Origin of the sequence: Clostridioides sp. ZZV15-6597, from assembly GCF_020657815.1 — a bacterium.
Lineage (GTDB): Bacteria > Bacillota > Clostridia > Peptostreptococcales > Peptostreptococcaceae > Clostridioides.
The window spans coordinates 35,325-60,723 of record NZ_JAGWCT010000002.1; the positions used below are offsets into that span (position 1 = coordinate 35,325).

Genomic DNA, 25,399 nt, shown 5'->3' on the forward strand with positions numbered 1-25,399 from the left:
TTAGATTATCTATATACATCCAAATATAAAAAAATAATTATGATTTTATAGAACTAATCAATTTTTTCTTTGTAAGCATTTTTAAACTTTATTTTTACTTTTGTTGTATGCTTTACATACACTAACTATTAAGAGTATACCTATAACTCCAAGTGATATTCTACTGATTACAAATCCCTGTGGAATATTAAATGCAAGATTCCCCATCATATCTGCAACTTTACTCTCCAGTATAGAGTTTACTAGACTCTTACCAGATATAATAGATAGTGCACCAGAATTTGTTATAAGAAATATTATTGGAATAAAAATATATAGTAAATTTCCATTTATATTACCAATAAACATACCCATCCCTAATACAAATAATACAGATGGTATTAAAATAAGAAATATAGGCTGTACAAACTGACCAAAGTTATTGAATTGAAATACTCTATTGTAAAAAATAAAACTTATCGCAATTACAATTACAACTGTTAGAAGATATGCAACTGCTATTGTAATACTTTTTAAGCAAAAATATGTTGTAGGCTTTATCTTAGTTGTCATAGTAATCGTCCTTACTGCTTCTTCTTTTTTTGAAAATATATATGTACAAAACATAAGAACTATAACTAGTAAAAATGGATTTACATCAAGTAAAAAACTTGAATAGCTCCACTCTGAAAATGGTGCTGTATCATTTAAACCATAGATTGTTTTTGTCTTAAGAACATTGTAGGAGAACCATCCTGTTATTAATAGTAAAACTAAATACACCTTAGAAAATAATAGTCTCTTCATTTCATATTTCATTATTTTTAAATTATTCAAGATTCAATTCCTCCCCTGTAAGATTACAAGCTTTTAAGAAATCATCATATTTTAATATATTGTACTTGTATTTATCATATAAACTTTTGAGAATAGTTTCAAATTTATCTTGACCTAAAATCTCTTCCGCCTTTAAAAGTTGTAGTGGCATTTTGTTGTAAAGAAGTCTCATAGAATTAGGTGATAAAATATTAAATACATAGTTCTCAGGTAACTTTTCTAGATATTGTGGATTATTCATATAGAAATTTCTCTTAAGTTTATCATTTTCTTTTTTCCAATTATCTATAGTTTTTTTACTATACTCTTTTCCATATTCATACTCCATAAACTTGTTAGTCGCATAATTTGTTATACCTTCTGCTGACCAAGGTGATACCATTGGATCAACTTGTACTATAATTCCCCACCATTGATGACATATTTCATGTGCCAAAACTTCAGCCCCATTACTACCTTCTCCTATACTATTTTCAAATACATCTGGGTTGAAAATACTTTCATCCATATAACTTATATTCTCATATGCTTTTCCTCCAGCCCCAATGCTTGATGTAGCTCCTCCTTCTACTAACTTAAGTGGAATAACTTTATAACGCTCTAATTCTCCATATTGCTTCGTATAAAAAGCAATAGAACCTTTTATAATTTTCTCTGCATTCATTTTGTTTATCTTGTCTTCATTCTTTCTATTATAATAAAACTGTACCTTAATCCCACCTGCTTGTATATCTTTTTTTACATAGTCCGCAGCTATTATAGTTAATCTAGTTCCTTGTGTATTGAATTTCCATGTACATTCATTATTCTTTTTATCAACTTTTAGTTTTTCTGTACTGATTCCACTTATTACAGGTGTTATACCTGTAGGTAAAGTGATGTTACCGTGAATCATTGATTCCATTGTATTCATAACATCAATTTTAGGTTCTGGGTATATTGAGCTACTAACTATCTTAATATTCTCTTCACTTATTATATATCCTGAAAGAATTTCTTCTAGCAATTGATTATTTATTAATTTACCTCCATACTCAATTTCAATTTTAAGATTTTTTTCTTTAGTTGTATCTAAACTAATTCGTCCTTCTGGTTGCTTCTTTTTAGAGATATCAAATTTAGCTTTTTTACCATTTAGCTTGATATCTTTAACATTGTATCCAGGATTTAAATCAAATTTCAATTTTTGTTCTTTACCACTATTATTTTCCATAGTATATTCTATTTTCCCATCCAAGCTTGCCTTCTTAGGATTTATTTTTATATCAAGACTTGAATCAATTAATTTTATATCCTTATTTAACTTTTCATCCTCTTTAGTAGCCATAACTACACCTGAACCAGATTTCTTATCTACTACATTCTCCATTTTAGTTGGAGGACTATCATCATAGTACGGTTCTAATGCATATATACTATAAGAACTAGCAATTAACACTACAGTTAAAATTGATATTGATACTTTCTTCATATTAAACATCATAGATGAAAAGATATTTTTTTCATATTTTCTTGTGCATATTACACCCATTAAATAAGTTGATATTGACACGAAACTCCAAAGCAGTCTATTCCAATATAAAGCTCTTAATTGCAAGGCATTTCCAAAACTAGAAGAGTAAATAGTTACCTTTGTCTGTACCCAATCAATAAGATAACTATCTTTTACATTTATAGATAAAAATATTAGTATAAGTAACATAATTATACTTAAATCAATGCGTCTTGTTATAGAGTAAAATCCAGCTGAAAGTAAAATACCAAATAATATAGCTGGTAACATTAAAACTAAGTAATTTATCAGATAAATATTTAAACTAAAATCCTCACTCATCTTAATGATAGAGTATGGTAGACAGATAATCATTGAAATTATTACAGATACTATAGCTGATACAAGAATAGAAATTACCTTAGCTAGATTTAAACTTTTGGCATCCATGATAGTTTCTATAATCCCATTAGTTTTGTTTCTGTAGACATTATCCATCTCATATATTGTAAACATCGAAAATAAGACTGTGCCTATTAAAGCCCCTAGTTTTGCTGGATTAAGTAAAACAGGTACACTCAAACTAAGCTCTTGTCCTAAATTACTTTGTAGTAATAATTCAGGCATTTCATACATTATTATTGATAAACCTGGTATCAATGCTATTACTAATATGAAAGTCCATGTAATCTTTGAACTAAAAAGCCTCTTTATCTCATCTTTGATAAATTTAATTGATTGCATTACTTTATCTCCTCCTCAGATATTAAAAACATATATGCATCCTCTAGGGATGGTTCTACAGATATTGCAAAATCTGGAAGTTTATGACTTACAATACGATATGAAGTTCCTGCTGTGGTAAGAATACTTGATGTAACTTTAAATTTGCTTTTTCCATTTTTATGTATTTCTCCATTTTTATCTTCATAAATACCAACATGTCCTTGTGCTTTTTTAATTAACTCTTCTGAGCTTCCATCAAACAGTACATTTCCTTTATTTATCACGATTAGTCTATTACATACTGACTGAACATCCTCTATAATATGTGTCGACAATATTACAATTTTATCTCTTGAATTTTTTGAAAATAAGTTACGGAAGTTTATTCTCTCCTCAGGGTCTAATCCAACTGTAGGTTCATCCAGTATTAATAGTCCTGGATTTCCCATTATTGCTTGGGCTATACCTACTCTCTGTTTTTGTCCCCCTGACAGGGTTTTAATTTTTGAGTTTCTTTTTTCTAATAAATTGGTCTGATTAATAACTTCTTCTATTATCTTTTTTGTGTTTTTATTAATACCTTTTAAAACTGACATATATTCGAGGAATTGATACACTGTCAATTCATCATATAATCCAAATTCTTGTGGTAAATATCCTAATTTACTTTTTAACTCTGTCTCACACTGTTGAAGAGGTTTACCATTTACTAAAATCTGACCTGAGGTTTGTAATATTCTTGAAGTTAGTAGCTTCATTAAAGTGCTTTTTCCTACTCCATTTGGACCCAATAAGCCTATAAAATTTGGACTTTCAAGACTCATATTTATATTTTTTAGTGCTTCCTTCCCTGCTTTATAAGTCATATTTAAATTTTTAACATCGATTTTCATATTTCACTCACCTTTCATATTTTTAGTTTCTTATTACATTTTTTATTATATAAATGAAGTATGTAGTTAATATGTTCTTGCCTTGTTTTTTATATGGTACCTAAATACTTTTTAAATACATATTTATACTCAAAATAACCCTATACTAAAATTTAACTTTAAAATTTTAGTATAGGGTTATTTTATTTATAAAATATTTACTGCAATGTATTTTTTAATGCGATAGGAAATATAGCTGTAAATTTTACACCCACTGATGTATTTTCAATTTTATATTTAACCTTGTGCATATCAAATATAATTTTAATAATATACAATCCTAAACCACTTCCGCCAGATTGTCTGCTTCGTGACTTATCTACACGATAAAAAGGATTAAAAATATTTTCTATCTCAGATTCTTCTATAAATATATTTGAATTTTCAACCTCAAAAACTCCACATTCATTATTCTTATACAATTTTATATTTACCAAAGCACCGTTTTTTGAGTGCTTAATTGAGTTGTTAATAATATTAGAAATAGCTTTTTTCATCAATTTTATATCTACAAAAGAGTATAAATTTTTTTCTATATCACTAAGAATATCTATATTCTTATTTTCTGCTAATATTAAGTAATTTTGTATTGATTTTTGTATTAATGAACTCATATTGATTTCTACTGTATTTAATTTAAATCCAGATGACTCCATACGAGAAATATCAAGAATTTCACGTACCATTTCTTCCATGCTTTCCATTACCTTAAGTGAATGTCTTAAATAAGTATCTCTATCCTTATACATGCCAATATTATATATCATGCCTTCAAGTTGACCTTTTATAATCGTAATTGGCGTTTTTAGCTCATGAGATACCGCTGCAAAAAAAGCTCTTCTACTTATTTCGTTCTTTCTTTCCTTTTCAATATCTTCTTGGAGCTTTGAATTTGCATATTCAAGATTATTAAGTGTAATTGATAAATTATGTGCAAGTTCATTTAAACTTAAGGCAAGAGAACCTATTTCATCGTGACTTTCTACATCACATCTAACATCTAAATTCATCTGTGCAATTTTTTTTGAAGTGTTACTTATCTTGACAACAGGTTTTGTAATTACTCTGGAATAAATAAATGCAGTAACTAGTGATATTATCAAAATCATTATTGCGACTACTGGTATCAATTTTAATAAAATTATAGAAGCTTCATCAACTACCATCAATTTTGGTACAACAGAGAGAATATATTTATCTGAACTATCTTTAAATGTAATCTCAGTGGATATAGCACTTACATAGCTACTTCCCGAAATTTGATTATTATTTAAGTACTTATATAAAAAATTATCTTCATTGAATATAGCTTTTTGCTTCTTATTTGATATAATATTTTCATCACCTAATTTACCATACTTTATATTAGATGGTATTTCTACTAATTTTCCATTTTTCACTAAATCAATAGACACATTATTTTCAATTATAAAATCATAAAATTTAGGTGCTGAATCCTCATATTTAGTATTCTCAATAACTTTAACAAATTCATCAAGATTTTTTTTGATATCATCAGTTAGGTATGATTTATATGTTTTGGGCATTGACATCATGATAAATATATAAATTAGCGTACAGGACAAAATAAGTATCAAGGTTGTACTTAAAAAAACTTTTCTATTTAGACTTTTCTTAATCCAATACATCAATCCTATATCCTACCCCTCTTATTGTTTCTATGTAATCCACATCAAGTTTTTTTCTAAGATTTTTTATATGTGTATCTACAACCCTTTCATCTCCTAAAAAATCATACTTCCACAGGCTATTTATTAAATTTTCTCTAGTAAGTACACGACCCTTGTGTTCTATTAATTCCTTTAGAACTTCAAATTCTCTAGCAGTCAATTCAATCTTTTTACCATTAACAAAAACTTTATATCCTTCAACATCAATATTGATATCTCTATATAATAAAAATTCCCTATCTTCATGATTTTCTTCTTTGTCACCGATTCTTCTTAATACTGCCTCTACTCTTTTTAGAAGAACAATTGTAGAAAAGGGCTTTGTAATATAATCATCCACTTTTAATTCAAATCCTTTTACTTGGTCTGTTTCTTCATCCAATGCTGTAAGTATAATAATTGGAATATTAGATTCATTTCTTATCATTTCACAAACTACAAAACCGTCTATCTTTGGCATCAAAATATCCAATAAAATCAAATCAAATTGTTGTTTTTTAAACTTCTCAATCCCATCAAGACCATCATTTGCTGTTATAATAGTATAACCTGCATTTTCTAAAAATGTTTTTATTATATTTTGGATATCTATATCGTCTTCTATGACCAATATTCTCTTTGACAAGTTTATCCCCTCTTTCTATAACTATAAACTTTAGGTTGTATAATATATATTTAGATTATACATTATCTTTATGTTTTTAATGTGTAGCATAAGGCAATTCTCATAAACTCCTCTCCTATTATATATTGGTAAAATTGTCAGTTCAATATAATATTTCTATGAAATTTTTACCATTTATTATTTTAAAAATATTCTCTTATTTTATTTTGATTAATTTTTTTTAGAAATACTAAATTTTATTTGTAAATATATAGTAATTTTTACATTATTCTTATATAATATATATGAATAAATAATTTTGGAGGACTTGTCTAATGAGTGAATTTAGAAATGTTAATGCAGTGAAAAAAGCAAACGTTTATTTTGATGGTAAGGTAAGTAGTAGAGTACTAATATTTCCTAATGGCGAAAGAAAAACTTTAGGATTGATGTTACCTGGAGAGTACACTTTTTCTACTAGAGAAGAAGAAATAATGGAAATGCTTGCTGGAAGCATGGATGTAAAACTGCCTGGAAGCAATGAGTTTGTAACATATACAGAAGGTCAAAAATTTAATGTTCCTTCTGATTCAAGCTTTGATTTAAAAGTAACTGAAGTTGTTGACTATTGCTGTTCATACATAGCTGATTAATAAATATACATGATATTCTTATATAAAATTTAATGTAAATAAAAAAAGAACAACTCTATTTAATATTAAGTTGCTCTTTTTTATATTATTCAAGTCAGTTTAAATCTGGAGCTATTGTGTCTAGTATCTCATCTAATACAAATAACATAACTTTTATCATAATTGACATTAATACCGCTAATACCATAGTTATAAGGATTAGCTCTTTACTTAGAGCTACAAAGGAGAATAGTCCACCTAAAAATAGAATACCAATAACAAATGATATAGTCATGCTTACAATTAAAAATAATCTTTCTTTATTAAATGGCAAGCATTGCTGTCTTAATATCAAAAGACCACATATACCAGTTAATATAGCACACATTGTAGAAAATACACTTGAACTATAACCTAAATATTCGACTATATTGTAAACAATAATTACATTTAATGTTACACATAGTGCTCCTGGTAAAGCATTTTTTAATATATTAAGCAAGAAATTTCCTGAAATTCTACTTCTATTTGCCTCAAGAGCTAAAAAGAATGATGGTATACCTACTGTTACAGCTCCAATCAAGGATAATTGAATTGGTACAAATGGATATTGTCTACTAAAGAAAAATAATGTTAATAGTGACAAGAAGAATGAAAATATTGTCTTTACTAAAAACAAAGAAGATGCTCTTTGAATATTATTGATTACCTTTCTTCCTTCCATAACAACCTTTGGCATGGATGCAAAGTTTGAATCTAATAAAACTAAATTAGAAACATTTTTGGTAGCATCACTTCCAGATGCCATAGCAATACTACAGTCAGCTTCTTTAAGTGCTAACACATCATTTACACCATCTCCTGTCATTGCTACTGTACGATTTTGTTGTTTTAATGCTATAATCATTTGTTTCTTTTGTTGTGGGCTTACTCTTCCAAAAACACTATATTTATCAACAGCATGATATATGTCTTTATCATTTTTAAGTGTTGTTGCATCAATAAATCTATTAGCTGTTTTAAGACCTGCTTTTCTTGCTACTTCACTTACTGTTATAGGATTATCTCCAGATATAATTTTTATATCTACACCTTCATTATAAAAAAATTCTAAAGTTTCCTTGGCCTCATCCCTAATTTTATCTAATATCAGTATAAAAGCAAGCGGTTTTATATCTTCAGGTATATTATTATCTTCCATATAAGAGTTACTATGAGCTAAAGCTATTACTCTATTTCCTGCTTTAGAATATTTTTCAATCTCTATTTTTAAGTCTTTATATCTATCTTTAAAAATAAACTCAAAAGCTCCTATTAGGTATGTACCTTCATTTTCAAAAACAACACCACTGTATTTTCTTGCTGATGAGAATGGAATTAAATTTTTAACTTTATATGTATCTGAAATATCATATTTATCTCTTATAGCATTTAATGTTGCATTGTCATCTTTAAGAGAATTACACAAATTTCCCATTATCTCGTTTATATCAACTTTTTCAAGCATTACTACATCATCAACTTGCATTTTACCCTCGGTAATTGTACCTGTTTTATCAAGACATAATGTGTCAACTCTAGCAAGAGTCTCTACACAATATAATTCTTGAACTAAAGTCTTGTGACTTGCAAGCTTTATTGTCCCAACAGCTAAAGCAATACTTGTAAGTAGCGTTAATCCTTCTGGTATCATTCCATTTACAGCTGCCACAGTACCTACTACAGATGTTACTATAGAATCTCCATTTCCAAAATGTTGTTTTACAAACAAGATAATTCCTAAAGGAATAATTATTACACCAACAACTTTTAATATTGCATTTAATGAATTTCTAAGTTGAGAATTGTGTTTCTTGGAAATTTTAGCATCATTAGCTATCTTATTTGCATAGTTATCTTTTCCTATGTTTTCAACTTTTACAAATGCCTCTCCAGAAACTACAAAACTACCAGAATATAAAAAATCGTCTTTGTTTTTTACAATAATATCAGATTCTCCTGTGATTAGAGATTCATTTACCTCTAACTTTCCTTCTAAAACTTTTGAATCTGCACAGATTTGATTCCCTGTTTTTAAAATCATAATATCATCTAGCACTAATTCCTGAACATCAATCTCTCTTTTCTCTTTGTCCCTTATAACGGATACTTTGCTTGATACTATAACAGATAGATTGTCCAACAATCTTTTTGCTCTTATTTCTTGAATCACACCAATAATAGTATTAATTATAGCAATAAATATAAATAAGGTATTTTTAAAAGAGCCAACTGAAACTAGCAAACAAACTAAAACAATATTTATAAGATTAAAAAGTGTAAATATATTATCTTTAAAAATTTGCTTGTATGTTTTAGTTTTTCCATTGTCAAATACATTAATTAAATTATCATCTATTCTACTTTGAAGTTGTTCACTGTTTAATCCAACATTTATATCACAATTATATCTTTTTAGGTTAACTTTATCCATATTATACTCCTTTCAACTTAACTTTTTCTTTAACATTAATATCTATAAATATATTGTAAAATTCTAATTTAGTTTAATATATCTTATTATAGTTTATATAATAAAACATAAATCTAAAGATTTAAATATCATAATTCTTAAGATTTCCTAAATTTTTTATGAATTTCGATATATTTTTATTAAGTTTAAATTAAGTTGAAAGAATAAATAGATTTATTATGTCCTATAAAATAAAACTAATCTGTATATTCAGTTTCCAAATCTTCACATTTTTCTTTACCATATATAACCATTCCTATAATTGAAATTATTATAAGCATACTTCCTACAATACTATAAAGATTGAACTTTTCATTCAGTAAAAATACTCCTGCAAATATAGATACCACTGTAGCTATGTTTGATAATATTGATGATTTTACAGCCTCTAGTTTAGACCTTGAGTAGTTATTTAAAAACATAGCTAACAAAGAACACCCCATACCCAAATAAACTATTGGAAATACAATCTCCATATTAAATAATCCTTTTGCATATTCTATTAGATTCCCTGATACCAATTCACCACCAACAGATATTGATGTAAATGATATTGTTCCAATTAGTTGCATTGCTGCTGTTATTTCAATTGGTGTAAATTCGCTTTTAGATAATTTTCTTACATATACACCATATGCACCAGCACAAATTACTGCCCCAAGTATCATTATTCTTCCAAGCATGCTACTTGTTTGATTACCTGTATTTTGTAAATTTACTATTATAACACCAAAAACTGCAATTACGATGCACATTACTTGTTTCAAGTTCATTTTTTCATTTAAAAATATAATTCCCATAATTCCTGTAACTACTGGTATCATAGATATCATAACTCCAACTTCTGATGTAGATGTATACTTAACTCCAAATGTCTCAAGCATAAAATATAGAAATGGTTGAAACATACATAAAATCAAAAGTGATTTAATATCTTTACCTTTAAAGTTTAAGCTTATAAATTTAAACTTATATAATGCTATTACTGCTATCAATCCAATTGTAAATCTTAATGATAATACTGTAAAAACCTTATTGTCAACCAAATTTAATACTGTCTTAGTAAAATAAAAAGAAAAGCCAAATAGAATATTTGCCAATACCCCTAAAGTATAACCTTTTGTTACATCACTTACTTTGTTCATAAATTTAACATCCTCACATTTTCTAATAATATATAAAAAACTTTAACAGTACATACCATGTATGTCAACATATACACAAAAAAGCTATCTAATTTAAGATAGTTTAGATAGCTTTTTAATACAAATACAAAATTTTTGTATATTTAAATTATTTATTATTTTTATTATTTATCTTTGTGACCATGTTAATATAGGCTTTTTCACTGCTCTTGCATCATCAACTCTTTTAACTAAAGTATTATGTGGAGCAGTTTTTAGTAGTTCTGGTTCTTCCTTAGCTTCTTTTGCGACATTCTTCATAGCTTCAATAAAACTATCTAATGTTTCTATACTCTCACTTTCTGTAGGCTCTATCATAAGCGCCTCATTTATAATAAGAGGGAAATACATTGTTGGAGGATGATATCCATAATCCAACAATCGCTTTGCTATGTCAATAGTTTTTATATTTGCTTCTCCTCTTGGTAATCCGCCTAATACAAACTCATGTTTACATAAAGTATCTATTGGTAAAATATAATCATCTTTTATACTTTCTTTTATATAATTAGCATTTAGAACTGCCATTTCACTAGTTTCTTTAAGTCCATCTCTTCCCATTGTTAATATATATGTGTAAGCTCTTACAAGGACACCAAAGTTTCCATAAAAATTTTTAATTTTTCCGATAGATTTTGGTCTGTCATAATTTAATACATATTTATCTTCTTGTTTTTCAATTACTGGAATTGGTAAAAAAGACACTAACTCTTTTTTGGCTCCAACAGGTCCAGCCCCTGGACCACCGCCACCATGAGGAGTTGAAAATGTCTTATGAAGATTAAGATGGACTACATCAAATCCCATATCTCCTGGTCTTGTTATTCCCATAATAGCATTCATGTTTGCACCATCATAATACAAAAGACCACCTGCTTCATGTACAAGGTCAGCTATTTCTTTTATATTTTTTTCAAATAGCCCAAGAGTGCTTGGATTTGTAAGCATAAGGGCTGCTACTTCATCATTTAAAACTTCTTTTAACGCATCTATATCTACAGCACCATTTTTATCAGATGTTATTTGAATTACATCAAAATTCGCCATAGCTGCACTTGCTGGATTTGTTCCATGTGCAGAATCTGGAATTATTACTTTAGTTCTTTTATAGTCTCCTCTATTTTCATGATACGCCTTTATCAGCATAAGACCTGTAAATTCACCATGTGAACCTGCTGAAGGTTGAAGTGTCACTTCATCCATACCTGTAATTTCTGCAAGCTTATTTGATAAATCATACATAAGAGCAAGAGACCCTTGTGCTGTATCTGGAGATTGATATGGATGCATTCCAGTAAAGTTTGGAAGTGCTGCCATATCTTCATTAATTTTAGGGTTATATTTCATTGTACAAGAACCTAAGGGATAAAAACCAGTATCAACACCAAAATTCTTATTTGACAATAAAGTATAATGTCTAACTAATTCTAATTCACCAACTTCTGGTAAGTTTAATTCATTTTGTCTAGCCATACTTGGGTCAATCATATCTTCTATTTTTATATCATCTATATCTAACTCTGGAATTGAGTATGCTTTTCTGCCTTTTTTAGATATATCTATCAACAAACTATTATATTCTTTCATTATAACCCCTCCATTATTCCAACTAACTTATCTATTTCATTTTTACTTCTTTTTTCAGTTACACAAAGTAAAGTTGAATTTTTTAATTCTGGATAATTGTGTTCTAAATTATAACCACCTAATATATTTTCTTCTAAAAGTTTATCGTTTATAGTATCTATATTATGATTTCCTTGTACTGAAAATTCTTTAAAAAATCGGCCTTTAAATATAGGTCTGTATTTTCCTGTTTGCACAAGTTTATTATAAGCATAGTGTGCTTTTTTCATTGATTGCATACCAACTTCTTTAAATCCTTCTTTACCCATAGTAGCCATGTATATTGATGCTACAAGAGCATTTAGAGCTTGATTGGAACATATATTAGAAGTTGCTTTTTCTCTTCTTACATGTTGCTCTCTAGTTTGTAAAGTTAATACATATGCAATTTTCCCTTCTGTATCTAAACTTTGCCCAACTATTCTTCCTGGCATTTTTCTTGTATATTTAGATTTACTAGCCAAAAATCCTACATAAGGACCTCCAAAATTAAGAGGATTTCCTAGTGATTGAGCTTCTCCAACAACAATATCTGCTCCTATTTCACCTGGTGTTTTTAAAACACCTAATGATATTGGGTCAACACTCATAATTAACATGGCTTTATTTTCATGAGTTATCTTTTCTATTTCTTCCATTTCTTCAATAATCCCAAAGAAATTAGGAGTTTGTATAAGGACACATGCTGTATCTTTATCTACAGAAGCTCTTAATTTTTCTATATCTGTAGTTCCATATTCACTACAAAAATCAATTTCTACTATTTCACAATCTTTATATTGTAAATAAGTTCTTAGTACTGATAAAGTTTCTGGATGTGTAGTCTTTGATACTACTATTTTACTTTTTCTAGTTTGATTCATTGCCATTATACATGCTTCTATTGCAGCAGTAGCTCCATCATACATTGATGCATTTGCAATTTCCATACCAGTAATTTCTGCAATCATGGATTGAAACTCAAACACTACTTGCAAAGTTCCTTGACTTATTTCTGCTTGATATGGAGTATATGCTGTATAAAATTCTGACCTTGAAGTTATATGTTTTATAATTGATGGAATATAATGGTCATACGCACCAGCTCCAAGAAAACAAGTTAAATCTTCTAGACTTAAATTTTCCTCTGACAATCTTTTTACTATTTTACTAACTTCTAATTCAGATTTTCCACTGTCTAGATTTAAATCTCTTTTTAATTTTAGTTCATCTGGTACATCTGAAAATAATTCATCAACTGAGTTTAATCCAACTACTTTTAACATTTTTATCTTATCTTCATTTGTAGCAGGTATATATGAAAATTTATTTTCTTTATTTACTACAACATTATCTTTTTTATATTGTTTTTTATAAAAAGGCTTCTTAACTGTTATAGCAGGAACAACTTTTTTTCTAATGGCTATACCTATTTCAGTTCCTGCTTTTGCATATTCAGCATCTATAATTCCCATACCTAAGATTTTCCCTGTTGTTGGAGATGCACACCCAGTAGTTACAAAACCAACTGTTTTATCTCCAACTTTTATATCATATCCATTTCTAGGCATCCCTTTGCCTTGCATTTCAAATCCTACTAATTTTCTTTTAATCCCATTTTCTTTTTCTCCTGCTAAGATTGATTTGCCAATAAATGATTCCTTATTTACTTTTACAAAAATAGATAATCCTCCTTCAAGTGGAGATATGTGTTCATTTATTTCATGTCCATATAGAGGTAAGGCTGCTTCAAACCTTAAAGTATCTCTACAACCTAGACCAGCTGGACATATATCTTCTCCTCCAACTTTTAGGACTTCATCCCAAATTGCTTTTACATGTTCATTTTTGCAATATATTTCAAAACCATCTTCTCCAGTATATCCTGTTCTTGAAACTAAACAAGAGTATCCAGATACTTTTACTTCTGGCATTGACTTATAAAATTTTATTGATTCTAAATTTATGTCTGTGATTTTTTGAAGAATTTTTTCTGCTTTAGGTCCTTGAACTGCTAATTGACAAACTTCATTAGATATATTTTTTATATTTACTTTATATCCTTCACTTTGCTTGATTATCCAGGCAACATCTTTGTCTATATTTCCTGCATTTATTACTAACAAATAATCTTCTTCCCCAAACTTATATATTAATAAATCATCAACAACTCCACCATTTTCATAGCACATAGGTGTATATATGATGTCATTGACTTTTAATCCACTTATATCATTCGTAACTAGGTTTTGTATAAATTTTTCTGATTCTACTCCTTTTACTTCTACTTCTCCCATGTGAGATACATCAAATATACCTGCACTTTTTCTAACCATTTTATGCTCTTTGTTTATTCCTTCATATTCTAAAGGCATCTCCCAGCCAGCAAATTCAACAAGCTTTGCACCAAGCTCTTTGTGTGTATTATACAAAGGCACTCTTTTTAATTCATTCATATATAACCCTCCCCATAAAATTAAACCTATTATATTTAAGCAACTTCACCACTATGTCCTGTATTTTCTCATAAAAAAAATATATAAGCATAGAAAATAATCCTAGCCTATATATCCCTGTTTGTATACCTGAAAGATTTAATAATTTAATATTATTCTGCTTCTTCGGTGACTTATAGTATTTAACTTAAGTCTCTCCAGAGTCCCATCAATTAGCGATATTTTTGCCTGAAAGCTTCTCTAAGGATTGGCATTTCTTAAATTTCTTCTTCGGCGCCTTTTTGTATAAAGTTCTCTCTCGCTAATCTCACTTGGAAATATTTATTTTCAATTTTATTTTATGAATATTTAAATCAAATGTCAACACATTATATTTATTTTTTTTTATGTATTAATTTTTTTGTTAAGTTTTTATTATCAATTATTTCTCTTTTATATTATTCACTCTTCTGCAAAGATATTATATATTAATGCAAAATAACATTTTCACTTAATTTATTATTAAAATAACACACAAATAACAAAATGTAAATTTGTATTGAGATTTACTATAACATGTTAAAAGTATATTCATACACTTGATGAAATCGTTTACAATTTTAAACTTGTGAAAAATAAGATTTTTAAAATAGAATATTTTTAATAGAATTACAACTACTGAATGGTTATGTGACTTGAATATTTCTTAAAATTTTAGTCATTTAAAAAAAGCACCTCATATTAAAGTGCCAATCTATCATATATTGATTTTTCTATTATTTTTCATCGTATCAAGACTCATTTATAAGTAGTAAATTAGTGGTAAAATAACTTCTTAAAGCCTTTGTAACTGCTTATAATTTCAATGTTTATGTGGATAATCTAACTTTTAGTTATTTTTTCGATTAAAAAACAAAATGGAAATGTTTGCATTATGTTTTAAGATAGTTATTTATCAAAAAATAAAAACGGGATAGCCCACTCCGAAAGCCAGCAACCCCAGTTTTTTTCAGCACAACTAAGTACTGTAAAGTGCGGATGAAGGGAGTCGAACCCCCACGCCAATGGCGCTAGATCCTAAGTCTAGTGCGTCTGCCAATTCCGCCACATCCGCTTATATCACTCTTTTATTTTACTATATTTCGCTATTATTTTCAATAACTTTTTAAAATTATCTAAAAATAAACAAAATAATGATAATAGAAGGTGAAATTCATTTACATCCTTATTCTGCAAGTTCTACTTCTACTTCATCTACTTTCTTACCTATAATTTGAAGACCTACAAATACAGCTGCTATAGCAACTGGCAATACTATATATATTGGCAATCCAAATCCAGCTGGTATATATCCAAATACAATAGTAATTACTGCTGTAAATATGGCATATGGCATTTGAGTATTAACATGGTCTATATGATTACATCCAGCTCCCATTGAAGAAAGTATTGTTGTATCTGAAATTGGGGAACAATGGTCTCCAAATATTGCACCTGTTAAAACTGCGCTTGTACTTACTATTACATAAGACATATCAGGATTTAGTGAATATGCAAGTGGTATTGCAAGTGGCATAAGTATACCCATTGTTCCATAAGCTGTTCCAGTAGCAAAAGATATTATTGCTCCTAATCCAAATATTAAGCTTGGTAGCAAGAATGGAGGCAATGAACCTAATAATAAATGTATCAAGAATTTAGCTGTACCTAACTCTTTTATTACTGAACTTAATGACCAAGCAAGTATTAATATTACACCAGTGATTACTAAACTTTTCATTCCATCTATCCAAACATCAATTGCTTCTGATACTGTAAAAATCTTTTTAACTACAGCCATTATAATAGCAACTAAACTTGCAACTAATGCAGATTGGAATAATGCTCTAGATGCATCAGATGCACTAAATGCTTCTTTTATTGCTTCAAAAGAATATGGTGAATTTGTAAATAATTGTATTAAAGTCTTATCTTCACCTCCCATTATAGATGTATATCCACTATAATAGAATGATGCTAGTGCAACTACTATCAATGTACCTATTGGAATTATAGCATTCCATACACTTAATTTTACTCCATCTTTTGGAGCTAAATCATCCAATTCTTCAACGCCTTCATCAAGGTCTGTGCCAATTTTTCTACTTCTAGATTTTATTTCAGCTTTTCTCATTGGTCCAAATTCTTTTAATAATAACGCTGAAATTACAATAAATGCTAATATTAATATGTTATAAAATCTAAATGGTATTGTATTTAAAAATATGCCAAACGCATCAACATCTACACTTATACTTTCAAAAGCATCATGTATTAAACCAACTTCAAGACCTATCCATGTAGATATTATGGCAAGCCCAGCAACTGGTGCTGCTGTAGCATCTATTATAAATGCTAATTTTTCTCTTGATATTTTCATTTTATCTGCAACAGGTCTCATCATAGGCCCTACAATTAATGAATTAGCATAATCATCAAAGAAAACTAAAAGACCTAAAAACCAAGTTATAATCTGTGTCCCTTTAGCTGATTTTGCTCTCTTTGCAAGTGCTTCAGCTATAGCCTTGGCACCACCCATCTTGGCAACAAGATTTATTACTCCCCCAATTGCTAAGACTTGTAGTATTATCCCCGCATTCCATGGGTCTGATAGAGATACTAAAGCTCTATCTACTAAGTCTAAAAATGCTTGTATAAATGCAGCAAATACATTAACGCCACTGACTTGAATTATAAAACTCCCAGAAAGAATTCCTAGCAACAAAGAAATTATTACATTTTTAGTTATAAATGCAAGTATTATAGCAACTAATGGTGGTATTAAAGTTAAGATTCCAAATTTTTCTGCGTTAGCTAATGCAATAGTATCTATATCTTCCTCTGCAAATACCATTACAGTTGACATTATAAACATAATTGTCGTCACAAAAATAATGTTAAATTTTTTATTTCTCATATAAATCTCCCTCTCTTTTTAATTTTGTGAATTATATAGGGTATTATGGGTTATGATAAAATAAAAAAGCCTTGAGTGGTAAACACTCAAGGCTTAAACATTACATACATTGATAATACTAAAAAACAAATATAATATAATTCCTTAAATGATAGCTCACCACAAATAAACCTGTGACAGTTGTACATATATTTTATGTACCCCCAGCAATATAATCTTAAAGCATCGATTATAAAACTTCGGCAATATCCCCTTTCCCAATAATTCTTTGTGCTTAACTCCTTATTAGTACTGATAGATTATTGCGCCTCTACCCTTTTATTCACTTTTATTAAATATATTTTGAGTATATATTATTTATTTAAACTTTGCAAGGAAGTTTTAAAAATTTTACTTTAAAGGATTTTTTATATCATTGTCGAATTATAAAATTAATTGTACTAAAATCAGCTAAAAAAATTTTATCAATTATATGGAGGAATTACTTTAATGTTATTAATTTACAATGAAAAAACAAACCCTTATTTCAATTTAGCAATGGAAGAATATCTACTTAAAAATTTTGACGAAGATTTATTTATTTTATGGAGGAATGAATCATCTATAATTGTTGGAAAAAATCAAAATACACTTTCTGAAATAAACTTAGAATATATAAGAGAACATTCAATACCAGTTGTTAGAAGACAATCTGGTGGAGGAGCTGTATTTCATGATTTAGGAAATATAAACTTTACATTTATAGCTTGTAATAATAATAGTTTTAGTGATTTCAGAAGATTCACTCAACCAATAATAGACTTACTTAAAACCTTAGATGTCAGTGCTGAGTTTTCTGGAAGAAATGACCTTCTTATAGATGGCAAAAAATTCTCTGGAAATGCTCAACATAACTATAAAAATAAAGTAATGCATCATGGGACACTTTTATTTTCATCTGAGATAAATGACCTTTCAAATGCACTAAAAGTAAAACCCATAAAATTTGAGGGTAAAGGTATAAAATCTGTAAAGTCTCGTGTAACCAATATAAGTGAACATTTACAGTCTGATATGGATATACTTGAGTTTAAAGATGCTATAATGAATTATCTTTCTGCGACAAATGCTGATAATACAAATTATTCTCTAAGTAAACATGACATAGAGGAAATAGAAAAACTTACTAAATCAAAATATGAAACTTGGGATTGGAACTTTGGTAATTCACCGAAATACTCTCTTTCAAATGAATTAAAATATGTTGGTGGAAATGTAGAATTTAATTTAAATGTTGATAAAGGTATAATAACTAGTATAAAGTTTTTTGGAGATTTCTTTGGGAAGTACGATGTATCTTTTGTAGAAGATAAACTTATCGGTACAAAACATGAGGAAAATTCATTGAGAACTATTTTAGATACAATTGAAATAAATGACTATTTCTTGGGTGCTGATACTAATATTTTAGTTTCTGGAATTTTAGGTGTTAAGTAAAAATAACAAAAATTTTAAAATATTTATAAAATTATGTTTACAGATACAAAAAATCATGCTAATATTTATAACATAATTAAAAATTAATACTTCTTATCCAGAGTGGTGAAGGGACTGGCCCTATGAAACCCAGCAACCAGTATATTTTAATATACATTGGTGCTAAATCCTGCAGTATTGTACTGAAAGATGAGTTTAAATTAGCTTTTAAAGCCTGAGTTTATACTCAGGCTTATTTTATTTTCACAATGTGATAAAAAGAGGGTATTTTATTTTTAACTAATCAATTATATTCAGGAGGGAATTTTTATGAAATTCAAAAAATTATTAAGTTTGTTATTATGTCTAGTATTTACTTTATCTGTAGTTGGATGTTCAAAATCTAAAGACGATAAAAAAATTGTTGTTGGTGCTACTTTAGTTCCAGGTGGAGAGTTGTTAGAAGAACTAAAACCACTTATTGAAGAAAAAGGTTATACTTTAGAAGTTAAAAACTTTGACGATTACATACTTCCAAATGAAGCTTTAAATAATGGCGAAATTGATGCAAATCTATTTCAACATGAACCTTATCTAAAAGAAGCTGTTAAAGCTAAAGGCTATAAAATAATGGCAGGAACTAAACTATATGTATGCCCAGCCATACTTTACTCTTACAAAATAAAATCTGTTGATGAATTTAAAAAGGGAGATACAATTGCAATAAGCAACAATCCATCTTCTTGTTCTAAAGACCTTAGATATCTTGAAAGTATGGGACTTTTAACTTTACCTAAAGAAAATAATTTAGTTAGTCCTAAAGATATAATTGAAAATCCAAAGGGCATACAATTCAAAGAATTAGATATTGCTCAAATACCATCTTCTCTTCCAGATGTAACTGCTGCATTTATAGACACTACTTACGCAGTACCTGCTGGTCTTGATGCTAAGAAAAATGGAATCTACACAGCACCAGTAAATGATGAGTATGCTAATCTTTTAGCATTTAGAACTGAAGATAAAGATAGCGAAAAAATTAAAGTTCTACAAGAAGTTCTTACATCAGATAAAGCAAGAAACTTAATTGAAGAAAAATACAAAGGAATTGTAATTCCTGTTTTTTAGTAGAATTAGTATAATTTGAACATTATTATTGTAATCTTGTTGAATATTGACTTATTAAGTGCTACCATTTAAATAAATCTATGTTTGTGGAGGAAGATTACTATGGCTATAGAATTGAAAAAAGGACAAAAAATAAATCTTACAAAAAAAGAAAATACCGATTTAGGTGAGATTTTAGTTAATTTAAATTGGAATCAAAAAGTACAAAAAAAGGGCTTTTTTGGAGCTCTAAGAAGTAGTAATATAGATTTAGATTTAGGCTGCTTGTTTGAAATGAAAAATGGTGCAAAAGGTGCTGTTCAAGCATTGGGCAATTCCTTTGGTAATTTAGAACAGCCTCCTTTTGCTCAACTAGATGGAGATGACCGAACAGGAAGCAATACACAAGGCGAAAATATAAGAATCAATGGTAACAAGATAAAAGAAATAAAAAGAATATTGATTTATGCTTTTATTTATGAAGGTGTGGCTAATTGGTCAGAAGCTGATGGAATTGTAACTATTAAACAAAAACAAGATTCTGATTTAGTGGTTAAGCTTGATGAGCATAAAAATGGCTATAATATGTGTTCAATAGCATTAATAGAAAATGTAAATGATGAAACATTTAGCGTTGAAAAAGTAGTTAAATACTTTAAAGGACATAGAGAAATGGATAATGAGTTTAACTGGGGCTTAAAATGGGTTGCAGGAAAAAAATAATAATGTTTAAGAAGGTTCATCTTATCCAAAACATAACTTCATATTATTTACACCTCACATAAAACTTTATAAGAATTTATAGTTTTCATATAATTATTTATTTAAAATCGTATATCATATATATTGATGTTATTCTCAGTACTTATACCACTATACGTTTTTAAATAGTTAACAAAATCTAATAAAGTACTTATAATATAAGTACTTTATTAGATTATTATATATTAAAATATACTTTAACTATTATAAACTATAAACAATTTCTTTATCTAATATTTTTTCAAACTCTAACATTGGCATTGGTTTATAAAAGACAAACCCTTGAACCAAATCACACCCAATCTCTTTAAGAAACTCAACCTGTTCTTTATATTCAATACCTTCAGCAACAGTTATAATATTTAACTCTTTTATCATCTGTATAATATTTTTTATTACTATCTTCTCTTTTTCTTTGTTTAAACTCTCTTTAAAAAACATCGAGTCAAGCTTTAAAACATCAAATGGTAAATCCTTCAAAACACTTAGAGACGAGTATCCCTTTCCAAAATCATCCAAAGAACAAGTAAAGCCACTTTCATGTAGGTCATGTACAATTTCTAAAAGATGCTCTTGATTTTCAAAAGCAACACTTTCTGTAAATTCAATTTCTATAGTATTTTTAGGTATATTATATTTATTTTGTATGTGCGAATAAGTTTCTACAAACTTAGCATTATAAAATTGAATCTTAGAAACATTAACTGAGATAGGAACAATTGTTTTATTTTCATCTAATCTCTTTCTAATCCATCTACATACCTCTTCAAACACATATTGGTCTACCAAACTAATAAAAAACTCCTTTTCCAGTATTGGAATAAATATCGCTGGAGATATCACACATTTGTCTGGTGTCATCCAACGTACTAAGGCTTCTGCACAATCTATTTTTTGATTATGTAAGTTAACTTTAGGTTGAAAATAAACAACAAATTCTCTTCTATTGAGTGCTTCATGTATTCTACTCTTAATTGTATTTTCTTCAATCATTTTTTTACGAATATTTTCATTATAAAAAGCATACTTAGTACCTGGTTTATTTTTGACAGTCTTTTGTGCAAAGTTTGCACGATTTATCAAATCATCTATATTTAATTTCTCATTCACATCTTCAATACAACAAATTCCACTAACAATAGTAATACTATATTTATTTTTAATTTCATCTGTAATGTTAATCAACTTATCATCTACAACTTGTTGTCTTCTTAGCAAAGTCTCCTTATCTACATAACATCTTAATGCAACAAATCTATCTGCAATCTCTCTTGCAAATACTTCGTATTTTCCAATATCATCCATCATGATATTAGAATAGCGTTTTAATATCATGTCACCATAATCGTATCCAAATATATCATTGATATACTTAAAATTTTCAAAATCGATATAAAATATAGCAAATTTCTTATCTTTATACTTATAAATATACTGCTCTGCATCCAACTTAAACTTTTCTATAGTATTTGCTCCTGTAAGTTCATCTTTATATGCAATATTTTTTAAATCTACGTTTAGTTTTTCAAGTTTAATTAATCTTCTATTGTACTGTATAATCAATATAATCCATGCTACTATGCCTACAATCGATATTATAATTATTAAAGTCATTAAGTAATTGCTTTTTTCTTTAGAATAATGTTCTATTTCGAATACTGTGTCATTTGCAATCTTAAAAAATTCTTCACTTGTTTGTAATAACTGACTACTATCTTCTTCCATCCTTACTTTTTTAATTTCAATATTTAAATCTTCCCATTTTCTTTCTAGTAAAGATAAATACTCATTATATTTTTTACAGTCAGTGACTACTAGACCATATTTTCCATGTCCTGTATTTAATTCATGTAAAATTTCATCGATATATTCTACTAGTTCATCATTTGGTTGAAGATTCATTTCTAATTTAGTTAGACGTTGACTAGCTCCACGAACAATACCAACATAATTAATCAACTTTCCATAATCTCCAATGTTGTGAATTAATTGAACAGAAATGTAACTTATAGAAATTAATAAAACAAATAAAACTAAGATAGTCATCTTTAAAAATCTCTTCATAAAATACCTCTATCCCCTATATTTTCACGTTTATCAGATATTCTACAATTATGCTAACTAGGTTTTTTATATGTTATAAATAATTAGTATGATTTCAATTTTCTAAACATTTTTAATAACCAACTTAGTAAAAATATTGTATAATCATTTTTCTCAAATAACGTGTATTAAACTTTAATAAAATTCTCTTATCACTTAAAATATAAATAAGCTTCCTTAATTCCATCTTCTTGTGACTTAATTACATTTAAAAATTCTGCTCTTTGTTTAGTAGAACTTTCAGCTTTATTAAATTTTTAATAATCATATGTAATTAATCTGGGTTGTTCATTCTCGTTTGTAGGTGGTATTGAAAACATCAATGTGTTTTTTTATAATCATACTCAATAAAATAATCATCCATAAGTTCATACACACGTAAATGTTTTTCAAGTTCTGTTGTACAAAGTATTTTTCATGTAAACTAGTTGAGAAATAAGGGTCTATTTGATAAATATTAGAAATAGCTTAATCTAGTCCTTTAATCAAACCATTATTATCGCCTCGGCCAGTCATGAAATAGAAGGGTTTTAGAGAAAATTTGGCAATTGTTTTTACATTTTCAATATAATTCGTATTATAGTTAAGCATGTCTTCTGAGAACCATCTTGCATAACCTGTATCTGTTCTTTTTCACTATCACAATATACATATTGTGGTATAAAGACTTCTTTTACAATATGCTTCTAAATCTTTTATCATTTTATTGTTATTTCTAATTACTACAACCCTCAATGTCTGTGTAGCTTGAGCGTCAATAATAATGTCTTTTGTATCATCATACAATACTTGTAAAACAGTGTCAGATACTACATAACTATGACTTGAATAGTTATATATTTTTCCAAAGTCATCATTTAAATTATAGCTCCCATTAAATCAATTTAGCCCAATTCTACCTTCTTTCTTTAGTGCATATGCTGTAGGTGTTATATGGATAAAAGCAATAATTAGTACTAAAAATAAAAAAACGTTTTTTTAGAGATTTTCTTCTTATATTTAACCCCCCTTCTGGGAAATTATATAATAAATAAATATATATCCATTGAATTATTAATATAATAACATAACCTTGTTCATGTATATATTAGATTAATTGTATCAAAATAACTAATAAACCGCAAGTTCTAGCTAGTTTTTTAAACATAGAATGATAAAATACTTACAATCAAAGAAATTTTTTCACAACATTATATTTATGTTAAATAGTATTGTACATAATGAGCTATATCTTTCAATTAAATAAACTATATAAAGCAAAGCTTATAATGTTATTAACCACAGAAATATTTAAATCATAAAAAATCAGCCACTTTAAAGTGGCTGATTAATATAATCATTATATAAAGCACATTTGCTATAAACAATATGCTTACTTATTAACTGCTTTTGAAGCATCATCTATCATTTTATTTAAAGATGTAAGACCACCATCATTTACATACCATGTTGGTGCATCTAAGTATATTATATTATCATTTTTATAAGCATCCATAGATTTTATTACGTCATTGTTTAAAACAGATTTAGCTGTTAAACCAGCTTTCACATCACTACCAGTAGCTATACCTCTATCTATAACAAACATAATATCTGGATTTTGTTTAGCTATATATTCAAAAGTAATATTTTGACCATGACTTGATTCCTTTATATCTTTATCTTTATTCTTAAATCCAAAACTATTGTATAATATGCTAAATCTAGACTCTTCACCAAATACACTTAAATTCCCCTCATTTACCATAAGAGTTAAAGCATTTAAGTCTTTCTCTGTTACTTTTTTATTTAAAACTTCTATTTTCTTTTCAACTTTAGCAAATTCTTGATTAGCTTTCTCTTCTACTCCAAATATTTTAGCTATTTTATTTATATTATTTTTGACAGATTCTAAATACTTCTTATCATCTTTACTTGTACTTATTGTTGGTGCTATCTTAGATAATTGCTCATAAAAATCTTCTTGTCTTCCATTTATTATAATTAAATCTGGATTTGTTGATTTTATACCTTCTAAATCTGGTTCTTTTAATCCACCTAAGTCTGCATATTTTTCATCTTTATACTTTTCTAAAGATGCTGGCAAACTTGATTTTGGAAGTCCTACTAAACCCTCACTGACACCTAGTGCATCCATTGTATCTAGTGCTGAATAATCAAATACTACTACTTTTTTAGGCTTTAACTTTACATCTGTTTCTCCTAAGCTATGAGTTATTTTTATAGTAGCATCTGAAGCATCTGCTGTTTTCTTCTCACTTTTTTTACTCCCACCTAATGCAAATACTGCTACTAATCCTACTATAGCCACTGTTGCTATTATTGCTGCTTTTTTATTCATCTTAATGTCTCCCTCATTTTTTATTAATATTCGTCTTAGTTTAAAT

Annotated in this window: 16 protein-coding genes, 1 tRNA gene and 3 riboswitches; of the genes, 4 read left to right on the top strand and 13 right to left on the bottom strand. The window is 27.9% G+C overall.

Annotated elements, in window-relative coordinates; genetic code table 11:
- Positions 1-81: 81 nt before the first annotated feature.
- From KGF52_RS01090 to KGF52_RS01110, 5 genes are all read right to left on the bottom strand, one after another.
- The gene (locus tag KGF52_RS01090; protein ID WP_227838832.1) at positions 82-816 is read right to left on the bottom strand and encodes a hypothetical protein; all 735 of its coding nucleotides are present in this window, start codon (positions 814-816) and stop codon (positions 82-84) included.
- Positions 809-3,052, bottom strand: a complete 2,244-nt coding sequence (locus KGF52_RS01095) for a M1 family aminopeptidase (RefSeq protein WP_227838833.1) — start codon at positions 3,050-3,052, stop codon at positions 809-811. Before KGF52_RS01095 ends, KGF52_RS01090 begins: the two co-directional genes overlap by 8 nt.
- Entirely contained in the window at positions 3,052-3,927 is an 876-nt protein-coding gene (locus KGF52_RS01100; protein WP_227838834.1) for an ATP-binding cassette domain-containing protein, read from the bottom strand. Before KGF52_RS01100 ends, KGF52_RS01095 begins: the two co-directional genes overlap by 1 nt.
- 197 nt (positions 3,928-4,124) lie before the next feature.
- Positions 4,125-5,513, bottom strand: a complete 1,389-nt coding sequence (locus KGF52_RS01105) for a sensor histidine kinase (RefSeq protein ID WP_227838835.1) — start codon at positions 5,511-5,513, stop codon at positions 4,125-4,127.
- An 88-nt stretch (positions 5,514-5,601) separates the two neighbouring features.
- Complete coding sequence (locus KGF52_RS01110; protein ID WP_227838836.1) at positions 5,602-6,282, bottom strand: response regulator transcription factor; 681 nt, start codon at positions 6,280-6,282, stop codon at positions 5,602-5,604.
- 314 nt (positions 6,283-6,596) lie between these two features.
- Between KGF52_RS01110 and KGF52_RS01115 the strand changes: the two genes are divergently transcribed.
- Positions 6,597-6,914, top strand: a complete 318-nt coding sequence (locus KGF52_RS01115; RefSeq protein ID WP_227838837.1) for a pyrimidine/purine nucleoside phosphorylase — start codon at positions 6,597-6,599, stop codon at positions 6,912-6,914.
- A 94-nt stretch (positions 6,915-7,008) separates the two neighbouring features.
- On the opposite strand, the gene KGF52_RS01120 is transcribed toward KGF52_RS01115, so the two are convergent.
- The 6 genes from KGF52_RS01120 to KGF52_RS01150 form a co-directional block, all read right to left on the bottom strand.
- Positions 7,009-9,366 (bottom strand): HAD-IC family P-type ATPase, encoded by a 2,358-nt coding sequence (locus KGF52_RS01120; protein WP_227838838.1) that lies wholly within the window; start codon positions 9,364-9,366, stop codon positions 7,009-7,011.
- A gap of 236 nt (positions 9,367-9,602) precedes the next feature.
- Positions 9,603-10,550, bottom strand: coding sequence for a DMT family transporter (locus KGF52_RS01125; RefSeq protein WP_227838839.1), 948 nt, complete (start codon positions 10,548-10,550; stop codon positions 9,603-9,605).
- Between the two features lie 168 nt (positions 10,551-10,718).
- Positions 10,719-12,176, bottom strand: a complete 1,458-nt coding sequence (gene gcvPB, locus KGF52_RS01130) for an aminomethyl-transferring glycine dehydrogenase subunit GcvPB (protein WP_227838840.1) — start codon at positions 12,174-12,176, stop codon at positions 10,719-10,721.
- A complete protein-coding gene (gene gcvPA / locus KGF52_RS21330) occupies positions 12,176-14,650 on the bottom strand; it encodes an aminomethyl-transferring glycine dehydrogenase subunit GcvPA (RefSeq protein WP_255642524.1) in 2,475 nt (824 codons plus the stop codon). Before gcvPA ends, gcvPB begins: the two co-directional genes overlap by 1 nt.
- A 206-nt stretch (positions 14,651-14,856) precedes the next feature.
- Positions 14,857-14,961, bottom strand: a riboswitch (glycine riboswitch).
- A gap of 701 nt (positions 14,962-15,662) precedes the next feature.
- Positions 15,663-15,743 (bottom strand) — tRNA-Leu (locus tag KGF52_RS01145).
- A 111-nt stretch (positions 15,744-15,854) separates the two neighbouring features.
- Positions 15,855-17,585 (bottom strand): Na+/H+ antiporter NhaC family protein, encoded by a 1,731-nt coding sequence (locus KGF52_RS01150; protein WP_227838841.1) that lies wholly within the window; start codon positions 17,583-17,585, stop codon positions 15,855-15,857.
- Between the two features lie 144 nt (positions 17,586-17,729).
- Positions 17,730-17,906: riboswitch (Lysine riboswitch) on the bottom strand.
- 168 nt (positions 17,907-18,074) lie between these two features.
- Here KGF52_RS01150 and KGF52_RS01155 point away from each other — a divergent pair.
- From KGF52_RS01155 to KGF52_RS01165, 3 genes are all read left to right on the top strand, one after another.
- Positions 18,075-19,061 carry a lipoate--protein ligase gene (locus KGF52_RS01155; RefSeq protein WP_227838842.1) on the top strand — a complete coding sequence of 329 codons (987 nt, stop codon included), beginning with the start codon at positions 18,075-18,077 and terminating at the stop codon, positions 19,059-19,061.
- Between the two features lie 90 nt (positions 19,062-19,151).
- A riboswitch (SAM riboswitch) is annotated at positions 19,152-19,257 on the top strand.
- A gap of 113 nt (positions 19,258-19,370) precedes the next feature.
- The gene (locus KGF52_RS01160) at positions 19,371-20,168 is read left to right on the top strand and encodes a MetQ/NlpA family ABC transporter substrate-binding protein (protein ID WP_227838843.1); all 798 of its coding nucleotides are present in this window, start codon (positions 19,371-19,373) and stop codon (positions 20,166-20,168) included.
- A gap of 102 nt (positions 20,169-20,270) precedes the next feature.
- Positions 20,271-20,870 carry a TerD family protein gene (locus tag KGF52_RS01165; RefSeq protein ID WP_227838844.1) on the top strand — a complete coding sequence of 200 codons (600 nt, stop codon included), beginning with the start codon at positions 20,271-20,273 and terminating at the stop codon, positions 20,868-20,870.
- A gap of 243 nt (positions 20,871-21,113) precedes the next feature.
- On the opposite strand, the gene KGF52_RS01170 is transcribed toward KGF52_RS01165, so the two are convergent.
- Positions 21,114-22,973 (bottom strand): putative bifunctional diguanylate cyclase/phosphodiesterase, encoded by a 1,860-nt coding sequence (locus KGF52_RS01170; protein ID WP_227838845.1) that lies wholly within the window; start codon positions 22,971-22,973, stop codon positions 21,114-21,116.
- Between the two features lie 1,411 nt (positions 22,974-24,384).
- A complete protein-coding gene (locus KGF52_RS01175) occupies positions 24,385-25,353 on the bottom strand; it encodes an ABC transporter substrate-binding protein (RefSeq protein WP_227838846.1) in 969 nt (322 codons plus the stop codon).
- Between the last annotated feature and the right edge of the window lie 46 nt (positions 25,354-25,399).